Source organism: Rummeliibacillus sp. BSL5 (assembly GCF_052928305.1).
The window spans coordinates 148,504-171,841 of the sequence record NZ_JAVGCV010000002.1 but is presented as its reverse complement, the minus strand read 5'-3'; the positions used below and the strand labels follow the sequence as shown (position 1 = coordinate 171,841).

The window sequence follows — 23,338 nt, the reverse complement described above, 5'->3', positions numbered from 1 at the left end:
TATTGTTTTCATTCTCCCCTGAAAGGGCATAGAGAGTTGAAAGCTATTTAAAGAATGAATGACAAGCGAGGTGTATATGGCAATGGAAAAACAACCACAAAGCCGCGACCATATCGCGAGAGCGCTTATCCAATTATTGCGCGATGGAAACATTGAATCGTTGTCAAAGGCAATTGATTCAATGGAACCAAGAGAACTTTCAGCACAATATCGAAGGCTACCTCGAAAGCGAATCCCGCTTTTTTTAGAAACAATCGAAACCGAAAAACTGATTTCAATGCTGGCTTTCTTAAATAAAAAAGAACAGCTGCATGTATTAAAAGTTGTCGGTCCTATCCGGTCAACAGAACTGCTGGATGAAATGAAAAGCGAGGATCTATCCTATTTACTTTCTGATCTTCCTGATAAGCAAGTAGAAAAGTTAATCGCTGAATTGAGGCAAGAAGAAAAAAGAAATATACGTAAAAGGATGAAATATCCTAAGGATGCAGCCGGCCGTATTATGGTCACTAACTATGTGTGGGTACATCAATCATATTCTGTTTCGCAAACTATCGATAAATTAAAGCATTATAAGGATTTCGCCCATTACTTGAACTACGTGTATATTATTAATGATGAAAAGCAGCTCATTGGCGTTATCTCCTATCGTGATCTCCTTTTAGCGCAGCCAGACGAATGTATTGCAGATGTGATGGAGACATCCATCGCCAAGGTGCTAGATACAACAACTCAAGCGGAGGTTGCTAGAATGATCGGCCGCTATGATTTCGTCTCACTGCCAGTGGTAAATGAGGATAATATATTAGTAGGCATCATTCGTGCAGATGAAGTGTTTGATATTGTAGTGAGTGAAGCTAATCGTGATATTGAAATGCTGTTTGCTTCAGGGAAAGAAATTGACTTTCACACGAAGCCATTTGTCGCTACTTACCGACGGCTTCCATGGCTTATATTGCTATTATTCATTGGTTTAGTTTCAGGAAGTATCATTTCTCGTTTCGAAGCAACACTAGAAGCAGTTGTAGCACTCGCTTTTTTCATGCCACTTATCGCAGGTATGACGGGCAATACGGGGACACAGTCGCTCGCCGTAGTAGTTCGCGGACTTGCTTCTGAGGATATAACATTTAGGGCCGCATTAAAGCTTATTCTCCGAGAATTAATTGTTGGGGTGAGCCTTGGCATTATTTGCGGAGTAGTCATATCTATCATCGCGTTTATTTGGCAAGGAAGTATGATCCTTGGACTTGTTGTCGGCTCCTCACTCTTATGTACTTTAATCATCGGCACAATAGCGGGTACAGTAATTCCACTTATCTTGAATAAATTTAAGGTAGATCCCGCAGTGGCGTCAGGACCTCTGATTACGACAATCAACGATATCTTGTCGCTGCTTATTTACTTTGGCATTGCTACAATGTTTCTTTCCAAGTTAACGTAAAAATAGGCTGTCATTCGTTTAGTAAGCCTCCAGCGTTTATCACTTTGCTATAACGGGAATTTAGCCAGCAGGAGGTGTTTTATATGCCATGGACTAAAAAGGATTATCCCGCTTCCATGAAAAATTTAGAAACAGATGTCCGAAACAAAGCGATTGAAATCGCCAATGCCCTGCTGGATGAGGGCTATGAAGAAGGTCGCGCGATTGCCATTGCAACTGCAAAAGCACATGAATATGTGGAAGGAAGCAGCAATGACCGCCCTCGCTTCGAAGCAAAGCCAAGCGACCATGATTGGGTCTTGAAAAAATCAGACAGTGAGCATGCCATTTTTACTGAAAGCTCCAAAGAAGATTTACTTGCTAAAGGGAAGCCTTATGTAAATAAACATGATGGAATACTTGATGTTTATTATGCTGACGGGAAACTTGAACATACGTTATACGAATAAGTCTAGCCGCCTTTATTTAAGATAATGGCGGCTTTTTTATTGAAGGAAAACCTTGCACCTCACGCTATTCTTTTGTGAAACAGGTAATTACCTGTATACGAGCATTTTGTGATAACATACTAGATATAAATGAGACTTTTCCTTTTGGCTTACTCAAATGGCAAAGAGTTTATATAATAAAGACTATGAGGTGTAAATAATGCAACCAATTACAACAGCAGAACAATTTAACGAAATCATTTCATCCGCACAACCCGTTGTGGTGAAATTCTTTGCAGGCTGGTGCCCAGATTGCACACGCATGAATATGTTTATTGATCCAATAATCTCAGACTACAACCAATATACATGGTATGAAATCAATCGTGATGATTTCCCTGAGCTTGCTGAAAAATATCAAGTAATGGGTATTCCGAGCCTATTGATTTTCAAAGACGGCGAAAAATTAGCTCACTTGCACTCAGCAAATGCAAAAACGCCAACTGATGTAATGGCATTCTTAGACGCACAACAAGCTTAAGACACAAAAAAGGCCTACTTCTAACAGTAGGCCTTTTTTTCAATCGTTCTCTAATTATTTTAATGGAGGTAAAAAATGCGAATACAGTTGCCCCTAGTTGGCCAATCACAATATGCACCATCCATCCTTGAGAAGTACCGTAACTCCGCATGCGGACCTACTACCGTATTTGTGATTCTTCGCTACCTTTCACTTCAAGAAGAACATAAAAGCATCAACGAACTCTACCAATTGCTAGGATGCACGCCGATTGGCTTGTTCTCCTATCGCTTGACCCGAAACTTACGGAATTTGCTGAGCCCATCCTATGACGTGCGCAAATGTAGTGTTGATGATGCTTTAAATGAAATAAATGAAGGACGTCCTGTAATTCTGAAATTTGATCGCTACTTTAGCCTTCATTTTTTTACAAAAGGCGATTTTGATTATCATTATGTGCCAATGATAGGTTTTGAAAAGAAAAAGGATGATTTAATTTTAATCATCCATGATAATGGCAGCCCTTATCAGGATAGCCAAATCCGTGAAATCTCTTATCATAAGAACCGCGCTATTCTTCGTTTCTTTAAGCTAATTCCCCTAAAACATGAGGGAGCGAGCATGACGAGAAATGAGTGAATAGCCTTCCATTGTAAGCTGCTCTAATTTTGAATGATCCCAAATAGGCAGTTCACAATCATCAAGTGTACCATCTATCGGTACATTTTTATTAATTCTGGCTAATTGTAGCGACAGTTTCAGGATTTCTTCATGCTCTTGGATTTTAGAGCGTTGTGCTGGCTTCAAATCATCGATAGATGCTAACACACCATCAACAGAACCGTATGTTTGAATCAGTTTCAATGCTGTCTTTGGACCAATTCCTTTCACACCTGGATACCCATCGCTCGGATCTCCCATGAATGCTTTAACATCCGCAAAAAGTGGCGGATCAATAGCATACTCTTCCATAAATCGTTCTTCATTATAAATGTTATATTCTGTATAGCCCTTTTTAGTTAATGCAATGGTAGTGGAAGGATTCAATAATTGAAGTAAATCCTTATCCCCGCTTATGACTGTGATTCTAGCCTTGTCGCTCCATTGGTCGATAATCGACCCTATCGTATCATCCGCTTCCATGCCGACAATACCGAAGTTTTGCCAACCGATCATCTCGGATACATCCTTTGCCATATCAAACTGCGGCTTAAGTTCGTCCGGAGGAGCTGGGCGATTCGCTTTATATCCATCAAACAATTCATTACGGAATGTATGAACCCCCATGTCCCAGCAAACAGCAATATGTGTTGGGCGCATAATTGACTGTGCACTTAGTACATGCCTGGCAAATCCTTGGACACCATTAGTCGGCGTGCCATCACTTTTTCTAAAAAATTGATGCATGGGTGCTGTCGCAAAGAACGAACGAAACAATAGCGCCATTCCATCAATGAGCAATAAATGTGGTTGCTTATCCAAAATAAAAATCTCCATTCTAAATACAAGTATACTATGATTATAACAAAAATCGTTTTGAACGTTTACCTCTGATAACTTCTAAGCCTAATAGAATACATTCATCATTCTTTGAAAAAATAAATAGAGTGACGAGACCGCCACTCTAAGATGCTTCAAAAACAATATCCTTTACTTCTTAAACCTATTTCCCATATTAGCGTAAATGAGCATAAATGCTACAACACCAATGAATAAAACGATTCCTACGGTGAATAGCCAATCTGATGCATACACCTCGCTGAGAAGCCAGAACGACATACAGAATGATAATACAAACATCATTTTCCCCATAAACTTGCAAAGTGCAACCGTATCGTAATTTTCTTTTTCTTCAGGTGACATTGTATTGAAGCCTGCAATCAAAGAGGAACCTTTGCCATTGATGAATATAATACCGATCCCTATGAATAATGCGATGACAATTATCATTACAATCATATTTATCCCTCACTTTAAAAGTAAGCTTTTATTACCTTTAAAACCTTATATTATTATTGAGAAACAAGCATAAGTTAATTTCCATCAGCTTTTTTACGCCTTCTAATAATAATTATTATGTATACGACAAGGAATAGAAAAATGTAAGAAGTTAAAATAATGCCTATCCCCATCCAGATACCATCTTCAAAGAGCATTGTAAACCCATCCCAAGGCGGAATCAGTCTGAAAACTAACTTAATAATAATTAACCCTAAAGCTATACTTAAAGCATCCTTAATATTCTTCATTGCAATACCACCTTGCTGTACCGCCATAAAACTAAGAAACTTTCTGTACACATCAATTCATTAATTCACTTTATTAATACAATTTGTACAAAAAATCATACTTTCTTTTTTTAAATAAGATTTAATTTCGACCATAATCGATTGCTTCGGAGCTTTCATCTTCGCGTAAATTTCTTCCCCATCACGAACTTCTCGGTTGCAAATAGAGCAATATAGCGTACGTTTAAACATTTACAAAACCTCCTCATTCAGGATATTTCTTCTTTTGTCATCGCTATGTAATTTATTATCTTTCTTTCATTCTCTATATTATTGCACTTTAACCTAAGAGTAATTGGGTATAATTAGTTTATTCTATCATACTTTTACTCTACCCTACATATTGTTGATGGATAACGTCAAGATTATCACTCAATATAGGTGATATTTCAATTCAATTGGGTATTTCAATAAACATAAATAAAGAGACGATTTTGCATAACACATATGCAAAATCGTCTCTTCTATTTATCTAACACTTTATATTATTGTACAGTAATACGTCCCAAATAACTCGCAACACTTTCAATATCTACGCTGAAGTTACGGTCTCTATTAAAACTAGACACAACATTTCGCACGTCTTGCCATTTGCCACCCAATTTTGGTGACATCATTTCAACGCCTCTATATTCAACTGCTTGCGCTGCACAGATGGCTTCGATTGCTAGTACGCGACGGCTGTTTTGTATAATTTGGTATGCGTGTCTTGATCCAATTGTTCCCATACTTACATGATCTTCTTGGTTGCCTGATGATGGAATAGAGTCCACTGAAGCCGGATGTGCCAATGTTTTATTTTCAGAAACAAGGCTGGCTGCTGCATATTGCATAATCATCGCACCTGATTGCATACCTGGCTGTGGGCTTAAGAAAGGTGGTAAACCATCATTTAGATGCGGATTTACAAGTCTTTCGATTCTTCTTTCTGATACATTCGCTAATTCAGCAATGCCTATTTTCAAGAAATCCATCGCAAATGCAACCGGTTGTCCATGGAAGTTACCACCTGAGATAACTGTTTCTCCATCATCAAAGATAAGCGGGTTATCTGTTGCTGCATTCATTTCAATTTCTAGTTTTTCTTTAACATAGTTTAGCACCTGCCAGCTTGCACCATGGATTTGCGGGATGCAGCGTAGTGAATATGCATCTTGCACTCGCAATTCACCTTGCACGGTTGTAAGCTTGCTGTCTTTCAACCACTCTAGCATTCTTTCTGCTACTTCGATTTGCTCTTTATAGCCTCTTGCTTCATGAATTGCTGGATGGAAAGCGTCAGTAATACCGCGCAAAGCTTCGACAGTCATAGCTGCAATCCACTCTGCATCGTAAGCAAGCTTTTCTGCCTCAATATAACCGACTACCCCTTGAGCTGTCATTGCTTGCGTACCATTGATCAACGCCAAGCCTTCTTTTGCTTCTAGCTCTATTGGCAATAGAAGCTCATCGCGCCATACTTCTGCAGACGGCACATGTCTTCCGCTTTGGAATACTAGGCCTTCTCCTACTAGCACAAGCGCAAGGTGTGACAATGGCGCCAAATCGCCAGATGCCCCAAGAGAGCCTTGCTGTGGAATGACTGGGTGGATGCGATGGTTAACCATGTAAGCTAAGCGCTCTAGTACTTCTAAGCGGATACCTGAGAACCCTTTCAATAATGCGTTCAATCGAAGAACGACCATAGCACGCGATACTACTTCGCTGAATGGTTCACCAACACCACATGCATGCGAACGGATTAAGTGAAGCTGTAAAAGTCTCGTATCCTCTTCTGCTATACTCACATCGCTGAACTTACCAAACCCTGTGTTAATGCCATAAACCGTTTTATTTTGTTGTACAATTTGATCTACAGCCGTTCTACTTTTGATTACGGCTTCTCGAGCAGATTCAGCGATTTCAACGCCTTCATTTTCAAAAAGAATAGCTTTCATTTGTTCAATTGTTAATTGGCTGCCGTTTAATACTACCATTGCTCCTTGCTCCCTTCATGTCTACCTCTGATGATCTATGAATCTTGTATCAGCCAATGAGAATTTCTTTATAACTGCAAAGTGTTGCGAGATTACAGCAGTGATTCTAGGTCTGATTCAGAATCAGAGGAGATGCTCTACATCTCCTTCTGAAATAATTATCCTACTACCTGTACGCCTTTTTTCCATACTTGTTGTACGTGGTTTACACCAAATAGGTATTGTAATTTTTGATAATTTTCTACGTCCCAAAGTACGATATCCGCTTGTTTGCCTACTTCAATCGAACCGACTTTATCTTCCATGCCAATAGCGCAGGCTGCGTTATAAGTAGCAGCACAAAGACTTTCTGCAGGCGTCATGCGCATTGAAATGCAAGCTAGGTTCATGACTAAAGGCATTGAAGTCGTTGGAGAAGAGCCTGGATTACAATCTGTTGAAATGGCCACAGGCACTCCACGGTCTACCATCACTCTGCCACGAGCGGCTTCTTCTCGTAAATAAAGAGCTGTTGCAGGTAGCAAGCATGCGATGACTCCTGCTTCTGCCATCTTTTCGATTCCTTCGTCAGATGCTTTTAATAAGTGTTCAGCTGAGATTGCGCCCACTTCTGCTGCCAATTCAGCGCCGCCATACGGTTTGATTTCATCAGCATGAATTTTTGGAGTAAGTCCAAGCTCCTTGCCAGCTTCTAAAATTCGTTTCGACTGTTCTGGTGTAAACACATCTACTTCACAAAACACATCGTTGAATACAGCTAGCTTTTCCTCCGCTACTTTTGGTAGCATCGTTTCAATGATGAGTTTGACATACTCTTCCTCTTTGCCCTTATATTCTGCTGGGACTGCGTGTGCACCCATGAATGTAGGAACCAAGTCGATAGCATGATGCTCTTGCAAATATTTCATAACGCGCAATTGCTTCATTTCTGTTTCTAAATCCAGGCCATAGCCGCTTTTCCCTTCGACTGTTGTGACACCGTGCGCTAGGAATGAATCAAGACGTTTTGAAGTTTGCTCAATCAATTCTTCTTCACTTGCTTCTCTTGTCATTCTTGTTGTGGCATGAATACCGCCGCCAGAATTCATAATATCCATATACGTAGCGCCTTCTAAACGCATTTCAAATTCACGTTCACGGCTACCGCCAAATGCCACATGTGTATGCGGGTCCACAAGTCCTGGTGTAATCAGATGTCCTGTTGCATCTACAATCTCTGCTTCTTGTGCTCTAGATTCATAGATTTCTTTCAATTCTGATGTCGTACCGACTGCTTGAATAACTCCATCTTCAAGCCATACGGAGCCATCTTCTATCAATCCCAACTCAGACATATCCCCTTTAGTCCGTGGTCCGACATGCTCCGGCAAATGCATCGTCACTAGCTGTGCTGCGTGTTGAATCCAAACTGCTTTAGACATTTAAACCCTTCCTATTCATCATTGGTATTTTGATATTTTTTTCTTTCGCTGTTTTTTCTGCTAATTCATAGCCAGCATCCACATGTCTTACAACACCCATACCCGGGTCTGTTGTTAATACACGTTGGATTCGTTCTTCAGCTTCTTTTGTTCCATCTGCTACGATTACCATGCCCGCATGCAATGAATAGCCCATGCCGACACCGCCGCCATGATGGACAGATACCCAAGTCGCACCGCCAACGGCATTGATTAGTGCATTTAGAATTGGCCAGTCTGCTACCACATCAGAGCCGTCTTTCATTGCTTCTGTTTCGCGGTTCGGTGAAGCAACAGATCCAGAGTCTAAATGATCGCGGCCAATAACGATTGGCGCTGAGATTTCACCTGAAGCCACCATATCATTGATAATGCGACCAAATTTCGCACGGTCTCCGTATCCTAACCAGCAGATACGTGATGGTAGGCCTTGGAATTCGATTTTTTCACGTGCCATACGAATCCAATTGCACAAATGCTCGTTATCGCTGAATTCACGTAATAAGACTTCATCTAATTTGTAAATATCTTCTGGATCTCCTGATAAGGCAGCCCAGCGGAATGGTCCTTTTCCTTCGCAGAACTGTGGACGGATATACGCCGGTACAAAGCCTGGGAAGTCGAATGCTCTTTCAAATCCTTCATCAAAAGCAACCTGACGAATGTTGTTACCATAGTCAAATGTGATAGAACCAAGGTCCATCATGTTAACCATAGCTTCTACATGTTTTTTCATTGAATCTTTTGACTTCTTCACGTATTCATCTGGATTTTCTTTACGCAATTTACTTGCTTCTTCCTGTGTATAGCCTACAGGTGTATAGCCGTTTAATGGGTCATGCGCAGAAGTTTGGTCTGTTAACACGTCCGGTTTGAAGCCGCGTGCAATCATTTCTGGCAGAATTTCAGCAGCATTTCCTAGCAAACCAATTGAAAGCGCTTTACCTTCTGCTTTTGCTTTTTCAGCCATTTCAATAGCTTCATCTAATGTTTTGACTTTCACATCTGTGTAACGTGTTTCGATACGACGGTCAATTCTTGTTTCGTCGACATCAATTGCGATACATACCCCGCCATTCATTGTGACTGCTAGAGGTTGTGCTCCACCCATTCCGCCAAGGCCTGCTGTTACTGTAATCGTATGTGCAAGCGAGCCGTTGAAGTGTTGTTTTGCTAGCTCTGCGAATGTTTCGTATGTGCCTTGTACAATTCCTTGTGAGCCGATGTAAATCCAGCTTCCCGCAGTCATTTGGCCATACATCATCAAGCCTTTTTTGTCTAGCTCGTGGAATGTTTCCCAATTCGCATAGGCTGGCACGATATTTGAATTGGCGATTAAAACGCGCGGTGCATTTTCGTGTGATTTGAAAATGGCTACTGGCTTGCCTGATTGTACAAGTAGTGTTTCATCGTTTTCTAGTTCTTTCAGTGATTTGACGATAGCGTCGAATGCTTCCCAGTTACGAGCGGCTTTCCCAATGCCCCCGTAGACAACTAGCTCGTCTGGATGCTCTGCTACTTCATGATCTAGGTTGTTCATGAGCATGCGAAGTGCTGCTTCTTGTAGCCACCCTTTTGTATGTAGTTCTTTCCCTCTGTAACGAATTACTTTTTCATCTGATATTCCCATAACAGTACCCCCTTTGTATTGTTAACCCTATCATTACACAAATTTTCTGCTTTTTCTATGGAAATAGGCAAAATTTGTCGCATGCTAGCAGACTGCTTTTTTAATGTGTTAAAGGGGTGAAATGAAGAATTGGAAGGGTTTGTTGGCTATGTCATGTTGATTTCCGCTACAGGCGGTCGCTTTCCACGAGCATGGCGTAAGCCTCTAAGTTGAAGGCAACTAAAAAAATGGTTAGAGAAGAAGAGGTAACAACTTCGCTTTCCACGGGCGAGCGTTGAGCCTCCTCGCTACGCTGCGGGGTCTCACCTATCTCGCCATCCCGCAGGAGTCTACGTTATTTCCACTTCAATTCATTTCCAAATGATAAATGCTAATTCGCGGCTTTCAATCACAAAAATAGCATGGCTCATCACGAAGAATGGCCATGCTATGTTTTCGTTTTATTTAATTGCTGTTATTGTTCTACCTCTATCGTAACTTCTAATGCCAATTCTACGTTTCCTTGGATAGCTTTGCTGATCATGCAGGTTTTTTCTGCTTTTTCTGCTAGTTTTACGATATGGCGCTCTTCTTTTTCTGTGTAGGAGCTTGGGATGATAATTTTGGGTTTGTGGGTGATTTTTTTATAGGTGAATACGCCGTTTGTGACGTCCACCACTCCATCTGATTCCATGTTGAGCGAGATGGTTTTGAGGTTTGCTCGTTCAATCATGGCTGCTAGTGAGATAATATAACATGTAGCAGCAGCACCCAGCAGCATTTCGTCTGGATTGGTGCCAATTCCAGGTCCGTCCATCTCAGGTGGGATTGAAATTTGGGTTTTCAGTTGTCCCGCTTCAATCTCGCCTACCTCGTTACGTCCTCCTGGCCAGTTTGCCTTTAATTTAAATAGATGTTCTGCCATTAGATGTTCCCCTCTCTAATCCGTAATTGAAAAGTACTTTTCTGTTGTTGGGTTAAAGGCAAAGCGTTTCAATTTGCCGTCTTTCTTCAATGCAATAATGTATACTTCTTCGCCTGCGTAATTCAACATGGTTTGTCCCAGCTCTCGGTCTTTCACTACGCGTCCACCTTCTGTACGTAGAATGATTTGCTCAGCATCCTCCACTTTGAAGTGCGGGAGATGATTTTTATAAACAAACGGAGCGATTACCAATAACACATAAGCAATCCCGATCAATATATACTTTTTACGGAAGTTGCTCACTTCCACTAATAAAAAGTAACTCACCGCAAAGAATATACCGCCTGTCACCACATAGGCAATCATATTATCTAAACCGTTGATAAACAGATAGTCTCTGCCAATAAAATAAAAACTTAAAATCTCTATAATTGCTATCACTAAAATACCTTGTAATAATCGTTTTCTTTTTTCCACATTTCCACCTCTTACAACTAGTTAACTTTATTATGCCATAAGGAGTACCTTGGGGCTATTCAGACAAAAGTTTAGCTATTTCTATAAGACGCTGTGACCTCCCCATTGTTCCAACTAAATGACTTACCCTATGTGAATATGGGCATACTGAAAGAAAAGAGGAGGGATCACCTTGCAAGAAAACAAAAGGAATTATTATCACCTTTTTTTAGCTATTATTGTTCTTGGCTTTATGATCTGGTCCTTAATTAATCCAAAATCCTATGGCGGCTGGGCTGCGGATGCTGGTCCTTTTGCGCTTATTGTAATCGTTGCTCTTTTTACATATAAAAAATTTACCTTTACTTCTCTTTCCTATACCTTTCTGGCTATTCTTGCCATCCTAGAATTCATCGGCGGACATTACACCTTTCAAGACGAGCCGTTCTTTCATTGGTTAAAAGAGAAGTATGATTTAAAGCGCAACTACTATGATCGCTTAGGCCACTTGATGATGGGATTATCAGCCATCATCTTTCGTGAAGTCTTAACACGTATTGCTCATATTCGAAAAGGGTTTTGGCTCACTTTTTACTGCTTTAGCATTCTGATGATGATTTCTGCACTATATGAAATCGTGGAAATGCTTACCTATAAGATGATCCAAGGAAAATCATTTGCCAAAGGCTTCCTTGGCTTACAGGGTGACAAGTGGGATTCGGAATGGGATATGACCATGGCGCTTATCGGCACTATTTTAGCACTCCTTATTTTCACCAAATGGCATAATAAATTTCTCCAAAACAAAAAGGGATCAATGTGAGATCCCTTTTTGTTTTTCTTACGGTTGTAAGATAACTTTAATACATTCATCTTCATGATCATTGAAAATCTTGTATGCTTTATCTGCTTCATCCAATGCAATCTTATGCGTGATGATTTCAGTCGGGTCAAACTCACCTTTCGTAATCATATCAAACAGCATTGGCATCATATGAATGACAGGTGCTTGGCCCATTTTCATAATGATGTTTCGTTCAAATAGATTGCCGAGTGGGAATTGATTGTACTTCGCGCCGTACACGCCAGTTACTTGCAGTGTACCAAATTTACGGATGGCTTCCTTTGCAATCTTCAATGCGCTCGTCGTACCACCTTGGATTTTCAGCTTTTGTCCAACTGCTTCAAGAGCGTTTTTCTTTCCATCCATGCCGACACAGTCGATGACTACATCCGCTCCGCCTTTTGTAATTTCACGGATATATAATCCAGCTTCGTCTTGTTCATCAAAATTGACAATTTCTACATTGTTCATTTTTTTCGCGTGCTGCAGGCGGTACGGTACATGATCGACTGCGATTACTCGCTTAGCACCTTTCATCCATGCAAACTTTTGCGTCATTAAGCCAACAGGTCCGCAGCCTAATACGACGACAGTGTCACCTTTTTTTACACCACCTGATTCAACACTCCACCAAGCTGTTGGAATGACATCAGATAAAAATAGCAATGCTTCATCTGGAAGCTCACATGATTCAGGAATGACAAATGGCATGAAGTTCCCGTATGGTACATGTAAATATTCCGCTTGTCCGCCCGGATAGTTACCATACCGCTCTGTATAGCCGAAGTAAGCACCCGCGTCTACTTCTGGATTTTCGTTGGCATGGTCGCATTGGCTCTCCATTTCATTTTTACAATAGTAGCACTCCCCGCATGATACGTTGAAAGGCAAGATAATACGGTCGCCTTTTTTCACGCGTGTCACGTCAGGTCCCACTTCTTCCACGATCCCCATTGGCTCATGTCCAATCACCATATCTTTTTGAGCTGGCATTGACCCTTTGTAGATATGTAGGTCAGAGCCGCAAATTGCCGTGGAAGTAATGCGAACAATAATATCATCTTTTTTGTGGATAGTTGGATCCTGAACTTCTTTTACTTTCACATCTTCTATTCCTTGAAACGTTACAGCCTTCAAAAAATCATCTCCTCACAATTTGTATAAAGTGAAACCTCACCCTCTATGGAGTGTTAGTTGAACCAATCGGGCTTACGGGAAGTTTATCTCTTCGATTCACTGTCCGTTAATGCAGCATAAAGAATACATTATCCCTATTATTCCTTCTATAGCCTCTTTGTATGCAGAGATAAACATTTGATTTTTATAAAAGCGAAGCAACTATCAATAAAAAAAGCCTTCGCTAGAGCGGAAAGGCTTATGACTTTTCACTATTCTTTTCTTTTAAAAGTTTGATCAATTCATTGTTTTGTTTCTTAATATCCTTCAAATGCCTTTCAATAATACTGCTTGAAAAGAAAACGAGGACGATGAGTGCTATCCCGACAATCCAGTCCATGATCTTCTCCTTCTGACTTAAGATTTAGTAGACGAGCCTGCCTCTCGAACGAATTCCTCAAACAACACCATCATGGTTTTATCTTTCCGCACCATAGATTCGGGATGCCACTGAATGCCCATCACAAATGGATTCCCCTCTAGTTCTACCGCTTCAATCATGCCATCTCGAGCAGTCGCTGTAGTAATCAATCCATCGGCTAGCTGATTGATCGCCTGATGGTGCAGGCTGTTGACCATTACAGTTTCCCTGTTTAACAGCTGATGCAGCTTACTGTCTTCATTGATCTGAACCACATGGCTCGTTTTATCACGTTGGATTGTTTGAGAATGCTGCATGGCACTTTTTCTTTGAGAAGGAATGTCTTGAATGACAGTCCCGCCCAATGCTACATTGAGCAGCTGAATTCCACGGCAAATCGCAAATACAGGCTTCTTCTTTTCTAACACTTTTTTGATCAAATAAAGCTCCGACTCATCGCGTTCTGTATAAAAGAAGCCCAGTTTAGGATGAGGATCTTCATTATAAAATCGTGGATCCACGTCTTCCCCGCCGCTAAAAATAAAGCCATCGCACATATCCACATAACGATCCAGTACATCAGAAGGCGCAACAGGCAAAACGATCGGCACGCCTCCCGCTTCAAAAATGGCCTTTTGATAATCGTGATGTACATAAGTACCTTCCATATACATCCCCTGTTTTATGTATGAGCTAGTAATACCGATAATTGGTTTTGTCATGGTGAACCTCCTCGAAAGCTGATGGAATTTGTTTCAGTGTATTGCTGAAAACATTAGTACTATATATTCTCTAAGAAAATGGAGAATTCCTTTTTTATCATGCGCAGCTCTTATAATTTTTTGCAGATTAGTTGAACTTAGCTGGAAAATGGAGAGGTATCTTTAAAAACTGCAACGAATAATCTTCACTAGAGGAGGGATTATATGGCGTTCTTCAAAGAAGAAGTTTATGCTACATATTCTCTAGAAGATTTAGCAAAGGTAAGAGGTGCCTTAGCAACAGGAGGCATCAAATATACGTATAAGATAAAAGACTTGTCTTCTGGCTGGTTTGGCCTTGGATCGAGTCGAGGAAGCTTTGGAAATTTCGGGATTAACTCGAAATATCAAACGCAGTATGCCATCTTGGTCAATAAAAAAAATGTGGAAGAAGCCAAATATGTCATTCACAAAGCATTATATACGTAGAGTTTACCCCGCTAAAAATATGAATGAATTTACAGCTCTCAAATTGATTTCCTGTTTAAGCCTAAGACTAAGTTTTAGAATATGGCTTTATGGGCAATCAATAGGAGTGCTTCTTTTTTTATAGAATCAGAAACATTTACCTGTCATATTTGCATTGTTTCTTTGTATGCATCAAATAATACGAAAGTAGAATCTGATTCCTGTAAATATGACCCGCACGTTAAAAGAATTTAAACACCAGATACATAACGGTGTCTATTCTAGGAAAAGATAATAATTCGTTTGGGAAAGGAGGTTACTATCAAATGGATATCTTTTTAGCCATACTTCCCGCTATTTTCTGGGGAAGCATCGTTTTGTTCAATGTCAAGTTAGGTGGAGGCCCATACACGCAAACCCTAGGGACTACACTAGGCGCACTGATTTTTTCAGCTGTGATTTATCTAGTAGTCCGGCCCGAATTAACGCCGCTAATTTTTATTGTAGGCGTTGTTTCCGGTTTATTTTGGGCACTGGGACAAAGTAATCAGCTAAAATCGATTGACTATATCGGCGTTTCCAAAACAATGCCCATTTCGACTGGTATGCAGTTGGTATCCACAGCTTTGTTTGGCGTCATCGTTTTCCATGAATGGTCAACGGCAAAAACGATTATTTTAGGTGTTTTAGCCCTTATCTTCATTGTGATTGGTATCGTGTTAACGTCACTAGAATCAGGAAAAAATGAAGAACAATCAGGACAATTTAAAAAAGGTGTTTTGACACTGATTGTTTCAACCATCGGATATCTGGTTTATGTAGTAGTCGCTCGCTTGTTTGATGTCAGCGGATGGTCGGCCTTATTCCCACAAGCCATCGGTATGGTTATTGGTGGATTAATCCTGACGTACAAGCATAAACCCTTTAATAAATATGCCATTCGCAATATTATCCCCGGTCTCATCTGGGCGGCAGGAAACATGTTTTTATTCATCTCCCAACCTAAAGTTGGCGTCGCCACAAGTTTCTCATTGTCCCAAATGGGAATAGTTATATCAACGCTTGGCGGTATCTTCTTACTTGGAGAGAAGAAGACAAAAACTCAGCTGATTGCTATTTATATCGGGATTGTACTCATTGTTTTAGGTGGAGTCTTCCTTGGATTAGCGAAAAGTTAAGGATGGAATATGAATCAAATTAACACGAGGAGGAATTATTTTGTATACTGATTTAAAAGGTAAAGTAGTTGTCATCACAGGTGGATCAACAGGTTTAGGACGCGCTATGGCCGTTCGTTTTGGCCAAGAGCAATCAAAAGTTGTAATTAACTATTACAAAAGTAAAGATGAAGCATTAGAGGTCAAAAAAGAAATAGAAGCAGCAGGCGGACAAGCCATTACTGTTCAAGGGGACGTCACAAAAGAAGAAGACGTCGTAAATCTTGTGCAAACGGCTATTAAAGAATTTGGCACCTTAGACGTTATGATTAATAACGCAGGTGTTGAAAATCCATCACCTTCGCATGAGTTATCCTTAGATAACTGGAACAAAGTATTAGATACAAATTTAACAGGCGCTTTCTTAGGAAGCCGTGAAGCCATCAAGTATTTTGTTGAAAATGATATTAAAGGGAACGTTATTAACATGTCTAGTGTGCATGAAATGATTCCTTGGCCATTATTTGTTCACTATGCAGCAAGTAAAGGCGGTATTAAATTAATGTCTGAAACATTAGCTCTTGAATACGCGCCAAAAGGAATCCGCGTTAATAATATTGGACCAGGTGCCATGAATACGCCAATCAACGCAGAAAAATTTGCTGATCCTGTACAACGTGCTGACGTTGAAAGCATGATTCCAATGGGTTACATCGGTAAGCCAGAGGAAGTAGCATCTGTAGCTGCATTCTTAGCATCCTCAGAAGCAAGCTATGTAACAGGGATTACCTTATTTGTGGATGGCGGTATGACAAAATATCCTTCATTCCAAGCTGGACGGGGCTAAACTATCTGTATGTAGGACATGGTATTAAGCCATGTCCTTTTTCTTTTACTATCTCACATTCTTTGGCTGATCAACAAAGAGAGACACTATATATCCGCAGTCATGACAACAATATTCCGCTGATACAGGTGATGAGGCTCCTCTTCTTTCTTCAGGAAACATTCGTACCATTTGAACACCTGCACCAAGAAATCCATTTTTTATATCTTCTCCCTTACACTTTGAACAACATTGAGTTTCCATTTTGATAACCTCCTCAGAATATATTCATAGGCCAAAATAAGAGACAAAAACAATTAAGACATAAATAACATGGCATAAAGTGTGAACAAGCTAAACGAAAGACCAATTACTACAATTATTCCTATTAGAATGTTCCAGAGAAGATGATATTTTGAACGTTTCTTAATCGCACACCATCCAACCAGAACAGACCAAATCAAAATTGTTAGGGCTCCTGCATATGATAATACGTTCGGATCGCCTGATAATCCGCTGATAGTAAATATAACTCCAAACCATAAAAGGAAAAAATTACCGTATAGTTTAAAACTAACCAATCTATTATGACGACGATCCAGTTTCTCAGCATGCGTATATTCAATTACTGATTGTTCGAGAGAAAAATAGCGTTCAATAATACTGGCTGCTTTATTGTATTCTTCTTCCGACACGTGCAATGTACAATACGCCAGTATATCTTTTCCCGTGTCAAAAAGGGCAATCCCTACTTCGTAATTAACCTTTTCTCTTTCTAGAGCATCATCAATTTCCTCATTCGTATCCTCAGTGCATGGATAAATTAATTCTCGCATCATTCGTATGCTCCTTAAGATGTAATTTCATTTATCGCTTCATTCTATCACATGCTATTGCAAGTTTTTTGGTACTTCTTATGGTTAGAGGTGATATATAATAAAGGTGGTTGATTTACCAATATCTATAAATAATACTCACTTTTCAATTATTAACCTAAAGGAGAACACACCATGGAAAAAATTCAAAGGGCTTGTGCTGTATTAGGAATTGTTTTCATCTTTCTCTATGCATTCTATGCAGGTGGCTATTCTACTGGAGATTTCTTCAAATACTATACGTTAATCATAGGTTTATCATTTTTAACAATTGATTTTATCATTTATGTCTATTTATACATAACGTCAAAAAATGAAAAATAATTAAACCAAACTAAAAATTGAAATATATTGCCCACTAAATAAAGTTTTTTAAAAATTAATTTCTATAAAAAAAACAGCCTAATCATAAAAATTAGGCTGTTTTATATAGAGCACTTTCGTATGTACAGATTTTATAATAATAAGCTAGGTTAGTTTATTCCTCAAAATAATCTCCATCTATCTTAAATACTGTATATTGGTGAGCTACCTCTACTCCCACTCGATATTTCAGCATTAAATCAGTTAACTGGATGCCATCAATTAATACAATCCCTTGGTTCTTGGCAAACTCTTTTGCATTTTTAGTGTAATGAGAAGTTGTAATAAACACCCCTCTATCTGCATTTACACCGGCAAGAGCTCCATAAAATGCTTGGATGGCTGATCTTCCAACCACATTATCTTCTTTATACCTCTTTGCCTGTATGTATACAGTGCTTGTTCCTAGTGGGTCTTGATTGATAATACCGTCTATCCCACCATCATTTGATTGGCTGGTTACTTTAGCTTCGCCATTTTCTCCGCTATACCCCATGGCTACTAGTAAATCCACTACTAGCTTTTCAAAAAATATAGGATCGCTCCCACGAACAATATCCAGAAGTTCAATCGCGATTTCATTGTTTATAGTCTGAACTAGGCTCCCAATTTCAATTTTCGGCTTATCATTTTCCTCCACATTTTCAATTGTGGCTCCACCCGTTCTTTCATTACGCAATTTCAATTCATTCATATATTGCATGTATTCAGGACGTTCTTCTAAGACTTTTTTAGTTAATTGATCTCCATATTTATCTAATAAAAATTCCCCATTACTATTTATTTTATAAACGCCTCTTCTAACGCGGTCAACTGCATTAGCTTTAGATAAATCACTAAAGGCAAAACTAAATCGGTTATGTAGTATACTTTCGCTATCAGGGTAATTGGGGTATTTCTCTTCTAAAATGTGTTGAGGTACATTCAAATACTCACAAACCCTCTTTTTTATAACCACGTTGGTCGCTTCTTCCCCATTTTTTATAACTTCTAAAATATAAGGAATTAATGAATCATACGTAGGAATTCCATTTGAAGAGCGTTTTAATTTAGACCAATCATTATTCATAGTTGCCTCCTTGATTTAATAGCTCATTACTCTTTTCTATAAAAAAGTTCTATTCAAGCTAGTTGCATGTATTATTTTACCACTCTAAGTCTGGAACTCTATCAATAAACTTCTTTTCATCAATCCTGCCATTAGAAAATAACTCTTCTGCCGTTTCAAATGAAAAAACTGAGGATTTTTAAATACCATTAACAAAAAGGAGTAACTGGAATTTTCTAGTTACTCCTTTTGTTTCACAATATTTACTCCCATTATTCCGTAAGTTGCATGAATTCATTGATATCCTCAATACATAAATGAATTGCCTTTTCCCAGAAGTCTGGTTTCGTTAGGTCGACATTTAAATGCTTTTTCGCCAAATCTTCCACCGTCATACGGCCGGTGTCTTGTAGTAGTGCGATATATTCATCTTCAAAGTCATTGCCCTGTTCCAAGGCATGTGCATAGATGCCAAGGCTGAACAGATAACCGAATGTATAAGGGAAATTATAAAATGGCGTACCCGTCTTATGGAAATGTAACTTGGAAGCCCAGAACATTGGATCATATTCATCAAGCGTATCACAATATGCTTCTTTCTGTGCGGTAACCATTAATTCATTGAGCCTTTCTACCGGGACCATGCCATTTTTACGTTCCTCATAAAAGTTTGTTTCAAATAAGAAGCGAGCATGAATATTCATAAAGAAGGTGATACCTCGGCGTATTTTATCTTCTAACAATGCTACTTTTTCTTCTTTTGATGTTGCTTGTCGGACTGCTGCATCTGCCAGAATCATTTCCGCAAAAGTCGAGGCAGTTTCTGCCACATTCATAGCGTACCGTTGATTTTGGATTGGCAAATCGTTCATCACATGTTGGTGGAAACCGTGTCCGAGTTCATGGGCCAGTGTCGCAATATTAGATTCTGTTCCTGAATATGTCATAAAGATTCGTGTCTGTTTTTTATTTGGAAAGCTTGTGCAAAATCCTCCTGGGCGTTTCCCCGCTCGGTCTTCTGCTTCAATCCAGCGATTTTCAAATGCCATTTTCGCAAAATCGGCCATTTGGGGGCTAAACTTCTGGAACTGCTCGATGATCCGATTAGCTCCTTGGGTGTAAGATACTTTTGTTTCACTTTTTCCGAGAGGGGCGCCAATATCATACATACTCAGTTTTTCCACACCGAGTAACTTTGCTTTTCTATTTAAAAATGCTACAAATGGTTCTTTATTCTGCTCAATCGCCGTCCACATGGCATCCAGCGTTTCTTTTTGCATTCGATTATTTTCCAGTGGTTCTCTTAATACATCTTCCCATCCACGATGCTTATACACTTGTAGTCGGAATCCAGCCAGATGATTTAATGATTGCCCAAACAATGGAGCATTTCTCTGCCACTCCTGTTGGATTAAATCAAATGTCTTTTTACGCACATTGCGGTCAGAATTAGACATCATATTGGATGCTTGTCCCATAGAATACTGTTTACTTTCACCCTTCTCCTCCACAGTGACAAACATACTGCCAACAATCGTATCGTACATCTGGTTCCATGCATGATAGCCATCAACAGCCAAATCATTGATTAATACTTCTTGATCTATCGGCAACATTTCTTTTGCCTTACGTCTTGCTTCGCTGAGTGAAAAAGCAATCTCTTTTAATTCTTGAGACTGCATCATTTGTGCCCAAGCCTCTTCTTTAATATCTTTTAGCTTTTGATTTAGTTTAGAGCTTACTGTCCCCATTTTTGCGCTTAAGTCTCCAGACTTTGCTACTAATACTGTTGCCTCTGAATCATTTACATCTTGTGCACTGAGACAGCCAATGAAGGCAAAGACATCACGCAATTGTTTCTGTAATGATCCCAACTGATTGAGGATTACTACCAAATCATTTGCTGAAGCATTGTCAGGAACAAAACGCTCGATACTTTCATCTACCTTCGATATTTCTTTCGTTAATTTTGATATGGTCTCTTTTAAGCTCAGAGATTGACTTCCCCCAGTAAAAATCTGATCCAAATCCCAAGTTTGTATGTATTCTTTTGTTTGCTCCATTTCATTCTCCTCCTTTGAATGTATATTCTAATTATACAGAAATTTCTGGTAAACTACTAAAAGTCAGCTCATTTCGATATGCCAGCGTATGCTTTCAGCCGAATTCGGGATATTTACCACCGCTCAGCACGTATTTACAACCGTTCTCACAAGTTTTACAACTCTTCCCCCTCTATTTACAATCGCAAAATGAAGTTGTGCCCCCGCTACGCTAGCTTCATAATTTATAGCAAAACTTGTTAGGGAAACAGAATCCTGGAAACCCTTCTATTCTTCAACACACCTTGAAAACAACTGCGAAATTTGTTGTAATAAGGAGAAATGACCGCTTGGAGGGGTTACAATGGAAAATGAAATTAAAGCACCAGAAATGCGGTTAATAAAAGAAGCCGTGCCCGCCCTGCGCTGGGGATCGGCGGTTTCACATACGATTTCGCTTGGTGTAGTTGCCTTTTTGTATGGTATAGCAACCTATTTTTCGTGGTGGAACTGGGTGAGTTGGGTACTGTTTGTATTAGCCGAATTGATTCTGTTGTCTGCGGTTTGGTCTGTGGGGCTACGTCCTGTTTTCTTAGTGCGCCATTTCCGCTATGGCATCGACGAGGAATTTTTGCAATTAAAAGCAGGAGCATTTTACGAGAGTCATGAATTGGTACCGATGGCAAAGATTCAAGCTGTTTCAATGAATCAGGGACCCATTTTACGTAAATTTGGCCTGTATTCACTGGCTATTGAGACGATGGGATCGAGCCATGAAATTCCGGCTCTGCCAAAGGATACAGCAGTTGAAGTTCGAAACCAGATTGCACGGATGGCAAAAATCAGGGAAGTGGATGATTAATGGATATGAAACACTACCACCCACTGACAGTACTTTTTGATATCATTGGTTTTTTTAAGAACTTTGGAATTCTTGCTGTGATTCTCTTTTTAAATAAAGGCTCAGATTCTACCTTTTTCCATATTATGGGCTGGGTTTTGCTTGTCTCTTTTGTCTACACAGTAGTCGCAAGCATATGGAAGCTGTTTACGAATCGATACGGCACAGATGATCGGGCGTTTCATCTGAAATCGGGCATATTTGAAAAGACAGAACGCACGGTCAATTATGAAAAAATCCAGAACGTACAACGATATACATCCTTTTTGCATAAACTATTGCGTATGACTTCCATCACTTTTGAAACAGGCACGTCAGGTGTGAATGCGAATGTTCCCTTTCCCGTGCTGACCCGGTCAGAAGCAGATCGATTAGAAAGTTTGGTGAAAAGGACTAGCCATCCGGATTCCCAAATTATGAATGATGAACCACAGCCCGATGGTGGCCGTTGGAACGAAACGGAGCGAGTAATTCATTTTACGCCGACACACCAAGATCTTGTGAAAGCATCATTTACTTCACTCAGTTTCCTATTCTTCCTTGCCATTGCTTCTTCATTATTAGCAAAAATCGGTGCACTTTTTCATCTTGAAGAAGCCGCAGAAGGTTGGTTCGAGTCAATTCTATCATCTGGATGGATGATTGCAGGATTCCTAGCAATCGTAATAATGCTGTCTATCAGTGTGGGCATTCTTATCACGTTCGTGAAGTATGGAAAGTATGAAATTGCTTCTGATGACAAACGGATTTATATTTCAAAAGGGGTATTGGATGAAACAGCTTTTTCGATTGCGAAAGACCGTGTGCAAGCTGTGGAAATTACACAATCGTTTATGAAACGGTTGCTCGGACTAGCAGAAGTGAAGTTGATTAGCATAGGAGACCTCGGGGATAATGACAACGAAGTCAGCACACTCTATCCGTTTTTGCCTATGCAACGAACATATTCGATCATTTCCGAATTGCTGCCAGACTACGAAGTGTGCCAACAAATGAAGAAGCTGCCGCGCAAATCATTGGCCGCCCGACTCCTAAAACCGTATTGGTTCTGGCTGATTGCGACTATCCTTCTTGTGTATTTCAAACCTGCATTGTTGGACTTTACATATGGTTGGGCCATCGCATCTGCCGTTTTGCTAGCCTTCATAGTAGCCAGGCGGTTGATTGTTTATCACAACACACGTTATGCGCTTACGGGCAGTCAAATTCAACTAAGCCAAGGAATGTTCGAAAAAACAACGTTCATCACGCGGCGCGACAAAATTGCTGAAGTGTCGGTGAAACGATCAAAATTGCAACAATGGATGGGTCTTGCCACAATCGGCTTTATCAACCGAGCAAAACCCGTGCGATACGAATCCCTATCAGACATACCAATCCAAGATGCAGAACGATTTTACCAATGGTATGCGAAAAGAGTTACAGAAGTTCTCTTAAAATAAACGTTTAATCACATGAGATATCGCGGGG

The 23,338-nt window shown here is 39.9% G+C and carries 27 protein-coding genes; 11 read left to right on the top strand and 16 right to left on the bottom strand.

All coding sequences use genetic code 11. The features are described from left to right. Window positions 1-82 precede the first annotated feature (82 nt). The 4 genes from mgtE (at window position 83) to RCJ93_RS11335 (ending at window position 3,031) form a co-directional block, all read left to right on the top strand. On the top strand, window positions 83-1,444 hold the full coding sequence (gene mgtE, locus RCJ93_RS11350; protein ID WP_446739056.1) for a magnesium transporter: 1,362 nt from the start codon (window positions 83-85) through the stop codon (window positions 1,442-1,444). 83 nt (window positions 1,445-1,527) lie between these two features. Further along, window positions 1,528-1,893, top strand: a complete 366-nt coding sequence (locus RCJ93_RS11345; RefSeq protein ID WP_251647427.1) for a hypothetical protein — start codon at window positions 1,528-1,530, stop codon at window positions 1,891-1,893. Between the two features lie 199 nt (window positions 1,894-2,092). Next, window positions 2,093-2,413 carry a thioredoxin family protein gene (locus RCJ93_RS11340; RefSeq protein ID WP_147196371.1) on the top strand — a complete coding sequence of 107 codons (321 nt, stop codon included), beginning with the start codon at window positions 2,093-2,095 and terminating at the stop codon, window positions 2,411-2,413. A gap of 75 nt (window positions 2,414-2,488) precedes the next feature. Next, window positions 2,489-3,031 (top strand): C39 family peptidase, encoded by a 543-nt coding sequence (locus RCJ93_RS11335; RefSeq protein ID WP_446739055.1) that lies wholly within the window; start codon window positions 2,489-2,491, stop codon window positions 3,029-3,031. Here RCJ93_RS11335 and RCJ93_RS11330 read toward each other — a convergent pair. The 9 genes from RCJ93_RS11330 to RCJ93_RS11290 form a co-directional block, all read right to left on the bottom strand. Further along, entirely contained in the window at window positions 2,993-3,889 is an 897-nt protein-coding gene (locus tag RCJ93_RS11330) for a 5'-3' exonuclease (protein ID WP_150285078.1), read from the bottom strand. The two genes, RCJ93_RS11335 and RCJ93_RS11330, sit on opposite strands and share 39 nt — an antisense overlap. A gap of 153 nt (window positions 3,890-4,042) precedes the next feature. After that, window positions 4,043-4,351, bottom strand: coding sequence for a DUF3784 domain-containing protein (locus RCJ93_RS11325; RefSeq protein WP_446739054.1), 309 nt, complete (start codon window positions 4,349-4,351; stop codon window positions 4,043-4,045). Between the two features lie 74 nt (window positions 4,352-4,425). Then, window positions 4,426-4,641: a hypothetical protein gene (locus RCJ93_RS11320; protein WP_446739053.1), complete on the bottom strand. Its 216-nt coding sequence runs from the start codon at window positions 4,639-4,641 to the stop codon at window positions 4,426-4,428. Window positions 4,642-4,701: 60 nt separating this feature from the next. After that, a complete protein-coding gene (locus RCJ93_RS11315) occupies window positions 4,702-4,872 on the bottom strand; it encodes a hypothetical protein (RefSeq protein ID WP_446739052.1) in 171 nt (56 codons plus the stop codon). Window positions 4,873-5,165: 293 nt separating this feature from the next. Then, window positions 5,166-6,656: a histidine ammonia-lyase gene (gene hutH, locus RCJ93_RS11310; protein ID WP_150285076.1), complete on the bottom strand. Its 1,491-nt coding sequence runs from the start codon at window positions 6,654-6,656 to the stop codon at window positions 5,166-5,168. A gap of 158 nt (window positions 6,657-6,814) precedes the next feature. Then, complete coding sequence (gene hutI, locus RCJ93_RS11305) at window positions 6,815-8,077, bottom strand: imidazolonepropionase (protein WP_446739051.1); 1,263 nt, start codon at window positions 8,075-8,077, stop codon at window positions 6,815-6,817. After that, window positions 8,070-9,746: a urocanate hydratase gene (gene hutU / locus RCJ93_RS11300; RefSeq protein ID WP_066789333.1), complete on the bottom strand. Its 1,677-nt coding sequence runs from the start codon at window positions 9,744-9,746 to the stop codon at window positions 8,070-8,072. Before hutU ends, hutI begins: the two co-directional genes overlap by 8 nt. Before the next feature lie 454 nt (window positions 9,747-10,200). Next, entirely contained in the window at window positions 10,201-10,650 is a 450-nt protein-coding gene (locus tag RCJ93_RS11295; RefSeq protein WP_446739050.1) for an OsmC family protein, read from the bottom strand. Window positions 10,651-10,665: 15 nt separating this feature from the next. Continuing rightward, window positions 10,666-11,127: a hypothetical protein gene (locus RCJ93_RS11290; protein ID WP_446739049.1), complete on the bottom strand. Its 462-nt coding sequence runs from the start codon at window positions 11,125-11,127 to the stop codon at window positions 10,666-10,668. Window positions 11,128-11,299: 172 nt separating this feature from the next. Here RCJ93_RS11290 and RCJ93_RS11285 point away from each other — a divergent pair, with 172 nt between their 5' ends. Further along, entirely contained in the window at window positions 11,300-11,929 is a 630-nt protein-coding gene (locus tag RCJ93_RS11285) for a DUF2238 domain-containing protein (protein ID WP_446739048.1), read from the top strand. A gap of 18 nt (window positions 11,930-11,947) precedes the next feature. Here RCJ93_RS11285 and RCJ93_RS11280 read toward each other — a convergent pair whose 3' ends face one another. The 3 genes from RCJ93_RS11280 to RCJ93_RS11270 form a co-directional block, all read right to left on the bottom strand. Beyond that, window positions 11,948-13,087 (bottom strand): zinc-dependent alcohol dehydrogenase, encoded by a 1,140-nt coding sequence (locus tag RCJ93_RS11280; RefSeq protein WP_150285072.1) that lies wholly within the window; start codon window positions 13,085-13,087, stop codon window positions 11,948-11,950. 238 nt (window positions 13,088-13,325) lie between these two features. Beyond that, window positions 13,326-13,466, bottom strand: coding sequence for a hypothetical protein (locus RCJ93_RS11275; protein WP_249774666.1), 141 nt, complete (start codon window positions 13,464-13,466; stop codon window positions 13,326-13,328). 17 nt (window positions 13,467-13,483) lie between these two features. Beyond that, complete coding sequence (locus tag RCJ93_RS11270) at window positions 13,484-14,209, bottom strand: gamma-glutamyl-gamma-aminobutyrate hydrolase family protein (RefSeq protein ID WP_446739047.1); 726 nt, start codon at window positions 14,207-14,209, stop codon at window positions 13,484-13,486. A gap of 204 nt (window positions 14,210-14,413) precedes the next feature. Here RCJ93_RS11270 and RCJ93_RS11265 point away from each other — a divergent pair, with 204 nt between their 5' ends. The 3 genes from RCJ93_RS11265 to gdh all read left to right on the top strand — a co-directional run bounded on the left by RCJ93_RS11265 (window position 14,414) and on the right by gdh (window position 16,660). Further along, window positions 14,414-14,677: a hypothetical protein gene (locus RCJ93_RS11265; RefSeq protein ID WP_066789349.1), complete on the top strand. Its 264-nt coding sequence runs from the start codon at window positions 14,414-14,416 to the stop codon at window positions 14,675-14,677. Window positions 14,678-14,982: 305 nt separating this feature from the next. Next, window positions 14,983-15,834 (top strand): GRP family sugar transporter, encoded by an 852-nt coding sequence (locus tag RCJ93_RS11260; RefSeq protein WP_446739046.1) that lies wholly within the window; start codon window positions 14,983-14,985, stop codon window positions 15,832-15,834. 40 nt (window positions 15,835-15,874) lie between these two features. Further along, a complete protein-coding gene (gene gdh / locus RCJ93_RS11255; RefSeq protein ID WP_147196344.1) occupies window positions 15,875-16,660 on the top strand; it encodes a glucose 1-dehydrogenase in 786 nt (261 codons plus the stop codon). Window positions 16,661-16,708: 48 nt separating this feature from the next. Here gdh and RCJ93_RS11250 read toward each other — a convergent pair whose 3' ends face one another. Both RCJ93_RS11250 and RCJ93_RS11245 read right to left on the bottom strand, forming a co-directional pair. Next, a complete protein-coding gene (locus RCJ93_RS11250; RefSeq protein WP_446739045.1) occupies window positions 16,709-16,903 on the bottom strand; it encodes an acetyltransferase in 195 nt (64 codons plus the stop codon). Window positions 16,904-16,956: 53 nt separating this feature from the next. Beyond that, window positions 16,957-17,478, bottom strand: a complete 522-nt coding sequence (locus tag RCJ93_RS11245; protein WP_446739044.1) for a hypothetical protein — start codon at window positions 17,476-17,478, stop codon at window positions 16,957-16,959. Between the two features lie 171 nt (window positions 17,479-17,649). On the opposite strand from RCJ93_RS11245, the gene RCJ93_RS11240 reads away from it, so the two are divergent. Continuing rightward, the gene (locus RCJ93_RS11240; protein WP_446739043.1) at window positions 17,650-17,838 is read left to right on the top strand and encodes a hypothetical protein; all 189 of its coding nucleotides are present in this window, start codon (window positions 17,650-17,652) and stop codon (window positions 17,836-17,838) included. A gap of 154 nt (window positions 17,839-17,992) precedes the next feature. Here the strand turns inward: RCJ93_RS11240 and RCJ93_RS11235 are convergent, their stop codons facing one another. Continuing rightward, the gene (locus RCJ93_RS11235; RefSeq protein ID WP_446739042.1) at window positions 17,993-18,946 is read right to left on the bottom strand and encodes a restriction endonuclease; all 954 of its coding nucleotides are present in this window, start codon (window positions 18,944-18,946) and stop codon (window positions 17,993-17,995) included. A gap of 251 nt (window positions 18,947-19,197) precedes the next feature. Then, window positions 19,198-20,988, bottom strand: coding sequence for a M3 family oligoendopeptidase (locus tag RCJ93_RS11230; RefSeq protein WP_446739041.1), 1,791 nt, complete (start codon window positions 20,986-20,988; stop codon window positions 19,198-19,200). A 343-nt stretch (window positions 20,989-21,331) separates the two neighbouring features. Here RCJ93_RS11230 and RCJ93_RS11225 point away from each other — a divergent pair, with 343 nt between their 5' ends. Both RCJ93_RS11225 and RCJ93_RS11220 read left to right on the top strand, forming a co-directional pair. Continuing rightward, window positions 21,332-21,829, top strand: a complete 498-nt coding sequence (locus tag RCJ93_RS11225; protein ID WP_446739040.1) for a PH domain-containing protein — start codon at window positions 21,332-21,334, stop codon at window positions 21,827-21,829. Continuing rightward, window positions 21,829-23,310 (top strand): PH domain-containing protein, encoded by a 1,482-nt coding sequence (locus tag RCJ93_RS11220; RefSeq protein WP_446739039.1) that lies wholly within the window; start codon window positions 21,829-21,831, stop codon window positions 23,308-23,310. The genes RCJ93_RS11225 and RCJ93_RS11220 overlap by 1 nt, the downstream gene beginning before the upstream one ends. Window positions 23,311-23,338 lie beyond the last annotated feature (28 nt).

Bases quoted from the DNA above. Each gene is read 5' to 3' on its own strand.
- RCJ93_RS11335 (WP_446739055.1), top strand. From the start codon at position 2,489: ATGCGAATACAGTTGCCCCTAGTTGGCCAATCACAATATGCACCATCC.
- RCJ93_RS11240 (WP_446739043.1), top strand. From the start codon at position 17,650: ATGGAAAAAATTCAAAGGGCTTGTGCTGTATTAGGAATTGTTTTCATC.
- RCJ93_RS11330 (WP_150285078.1), bottom strand. From the start codon at position 3,889: ATGGAGATTTTTATTTTGGATAAGCAACCACATTTATTGCTCATTGAT.
- RCJ93_RS11345 (WP_251647427.1), top strand. From the start codon at position 1,528: ATGCCATGGACTAAAAAGGATTATCCCGCTTCCATGAAAAATTTAGAA.
- RCJ93_RS11245 (WP_446739044.1), bottom strand. From the start codon at position 17,478: ATGATGCGAGAATTAATTTATCCATGCACTGAGGATACGAATGAGGAA.
- RCJ93_RS11225 (WP_446739040.1), top strand. From the start codon at position 21,332: ATGGAAAATGAAATTAAAGCACCAGAAATGCGGTTAATAAAAGAAGCC.
- RCJ93_RS11230 (WP_446739041.1), bottom strand. From the start codon at position 20,988: ATGGAGCAAACAAAAGAATACATACAAACTTGGGATTTGGATCAGATT.
- RCJ93_RS11270 (WP_446739047.1), bottom strand. From the start codon at position 14,209: ATGACAAAACCAATTATCGGTATTACTAGCTCATACATAAAACAGGGG.
- RCJ93_RS11295 (WP_446739050.1), bottom strand. From the start codon at position 10,650: ATGGCAGAACATCTATTTAAATTAAAGGCAAACTGGCCAGGAGGACGT.
- RCJ93_RS11260 (WP_446739046.1), top strand. From the start codon at position 14,983: ATGGATATCTTTTTAGCCATACTTCCCGCTATTTTCTGGGGAAGCATC.
- hutH (WP_150285076.1), bottom strand. From the start codon at position 6,656: ATGGTAGTATTAAACGGCAGCCAATTAACAATTGAACAAATGAAAGCT.
- RCJ93_RS11315 (WP_446739052.1), bottom strand. From the start codon at position 4,872: ATGTTTAAACGTACGCTATATTGCTCTATTTGCAACCGAGAAGTTCGT.
- RCJ93_RS11235 (WP_446739042.1), bottom strand. From the start codon at position 18,946: ATGAATAATGATTGGTCTAAATTAAAACGCTCTTCAAATGGAATTCCT.
- hutI (WP_446739051.1), bottom strand. From the start codon at position 8,077: ATGTCTAAAGCAGTTTGGATTCAACACGCAGCACAGCTAGTGACGATG.
- RCJ93_RS11320 (WP_446739053.1), bottom strand. From the start codon at position 4,641: ATGAAGAATATTAAGGATGCTTTAAGTATAGCTTTAGGGTTAATTATT.
- hutU (WP_066789333.1), bottom strand. From the start codon at position 9,746: ATGGGAATATCAGATGAAAAAGTAATTCGTTACAGAGGGAAAGAACTA.
- mgtE (WP_446739056.1), top strand. From the start codon at position 83: ATGGAAAAACAACCACAAAGCCGCGACCATATCGCGAGAGCGCTTATC.
- RCJ93_RS11325 (WP_446739054.1), bottom strand. From the start codon at position 4,351: ATGATTGTAATGATAATTGTCATCGCATTATTCATAGGGATCGGTATT.
- RCJ93_RS11250 (WP_446739045.1), bottom strand. From the start codon at position 16,903: ATGGAAACTCAATGTTGTTCAAAGTGTAAGGGAGAAGATATAAAAAAT.
- RCJ93_RS11340 (WP_147196371.1), top strand. From the start codon at position 2,093: ATGCAACCAATTACAACAGCAGAACAATTTAACGAAATCATTTCATCC.
- RCJ93_RS11275 (WP_249774666.1), bottom strand. From the start codon at position 13,466: ATGGACTGGATTGTCGGGATAGCACTCATCGTCCTCGTTTTCTTTTCA.
- RCJ93_RS11220 (WP_446739039.1), top strand. From the start codon at position 21,829: ATGGATATGAAACACTACCACCCACTGACAGTACTTTTTGATATCATT.
- RCJ93_RS11265 (WP_066789349.1), top strand. From the start codon at position 14,414: ATGGCGTTCTTCAAAGAAGAAGTTTATGCTACATATTCTCTAGAAGAT.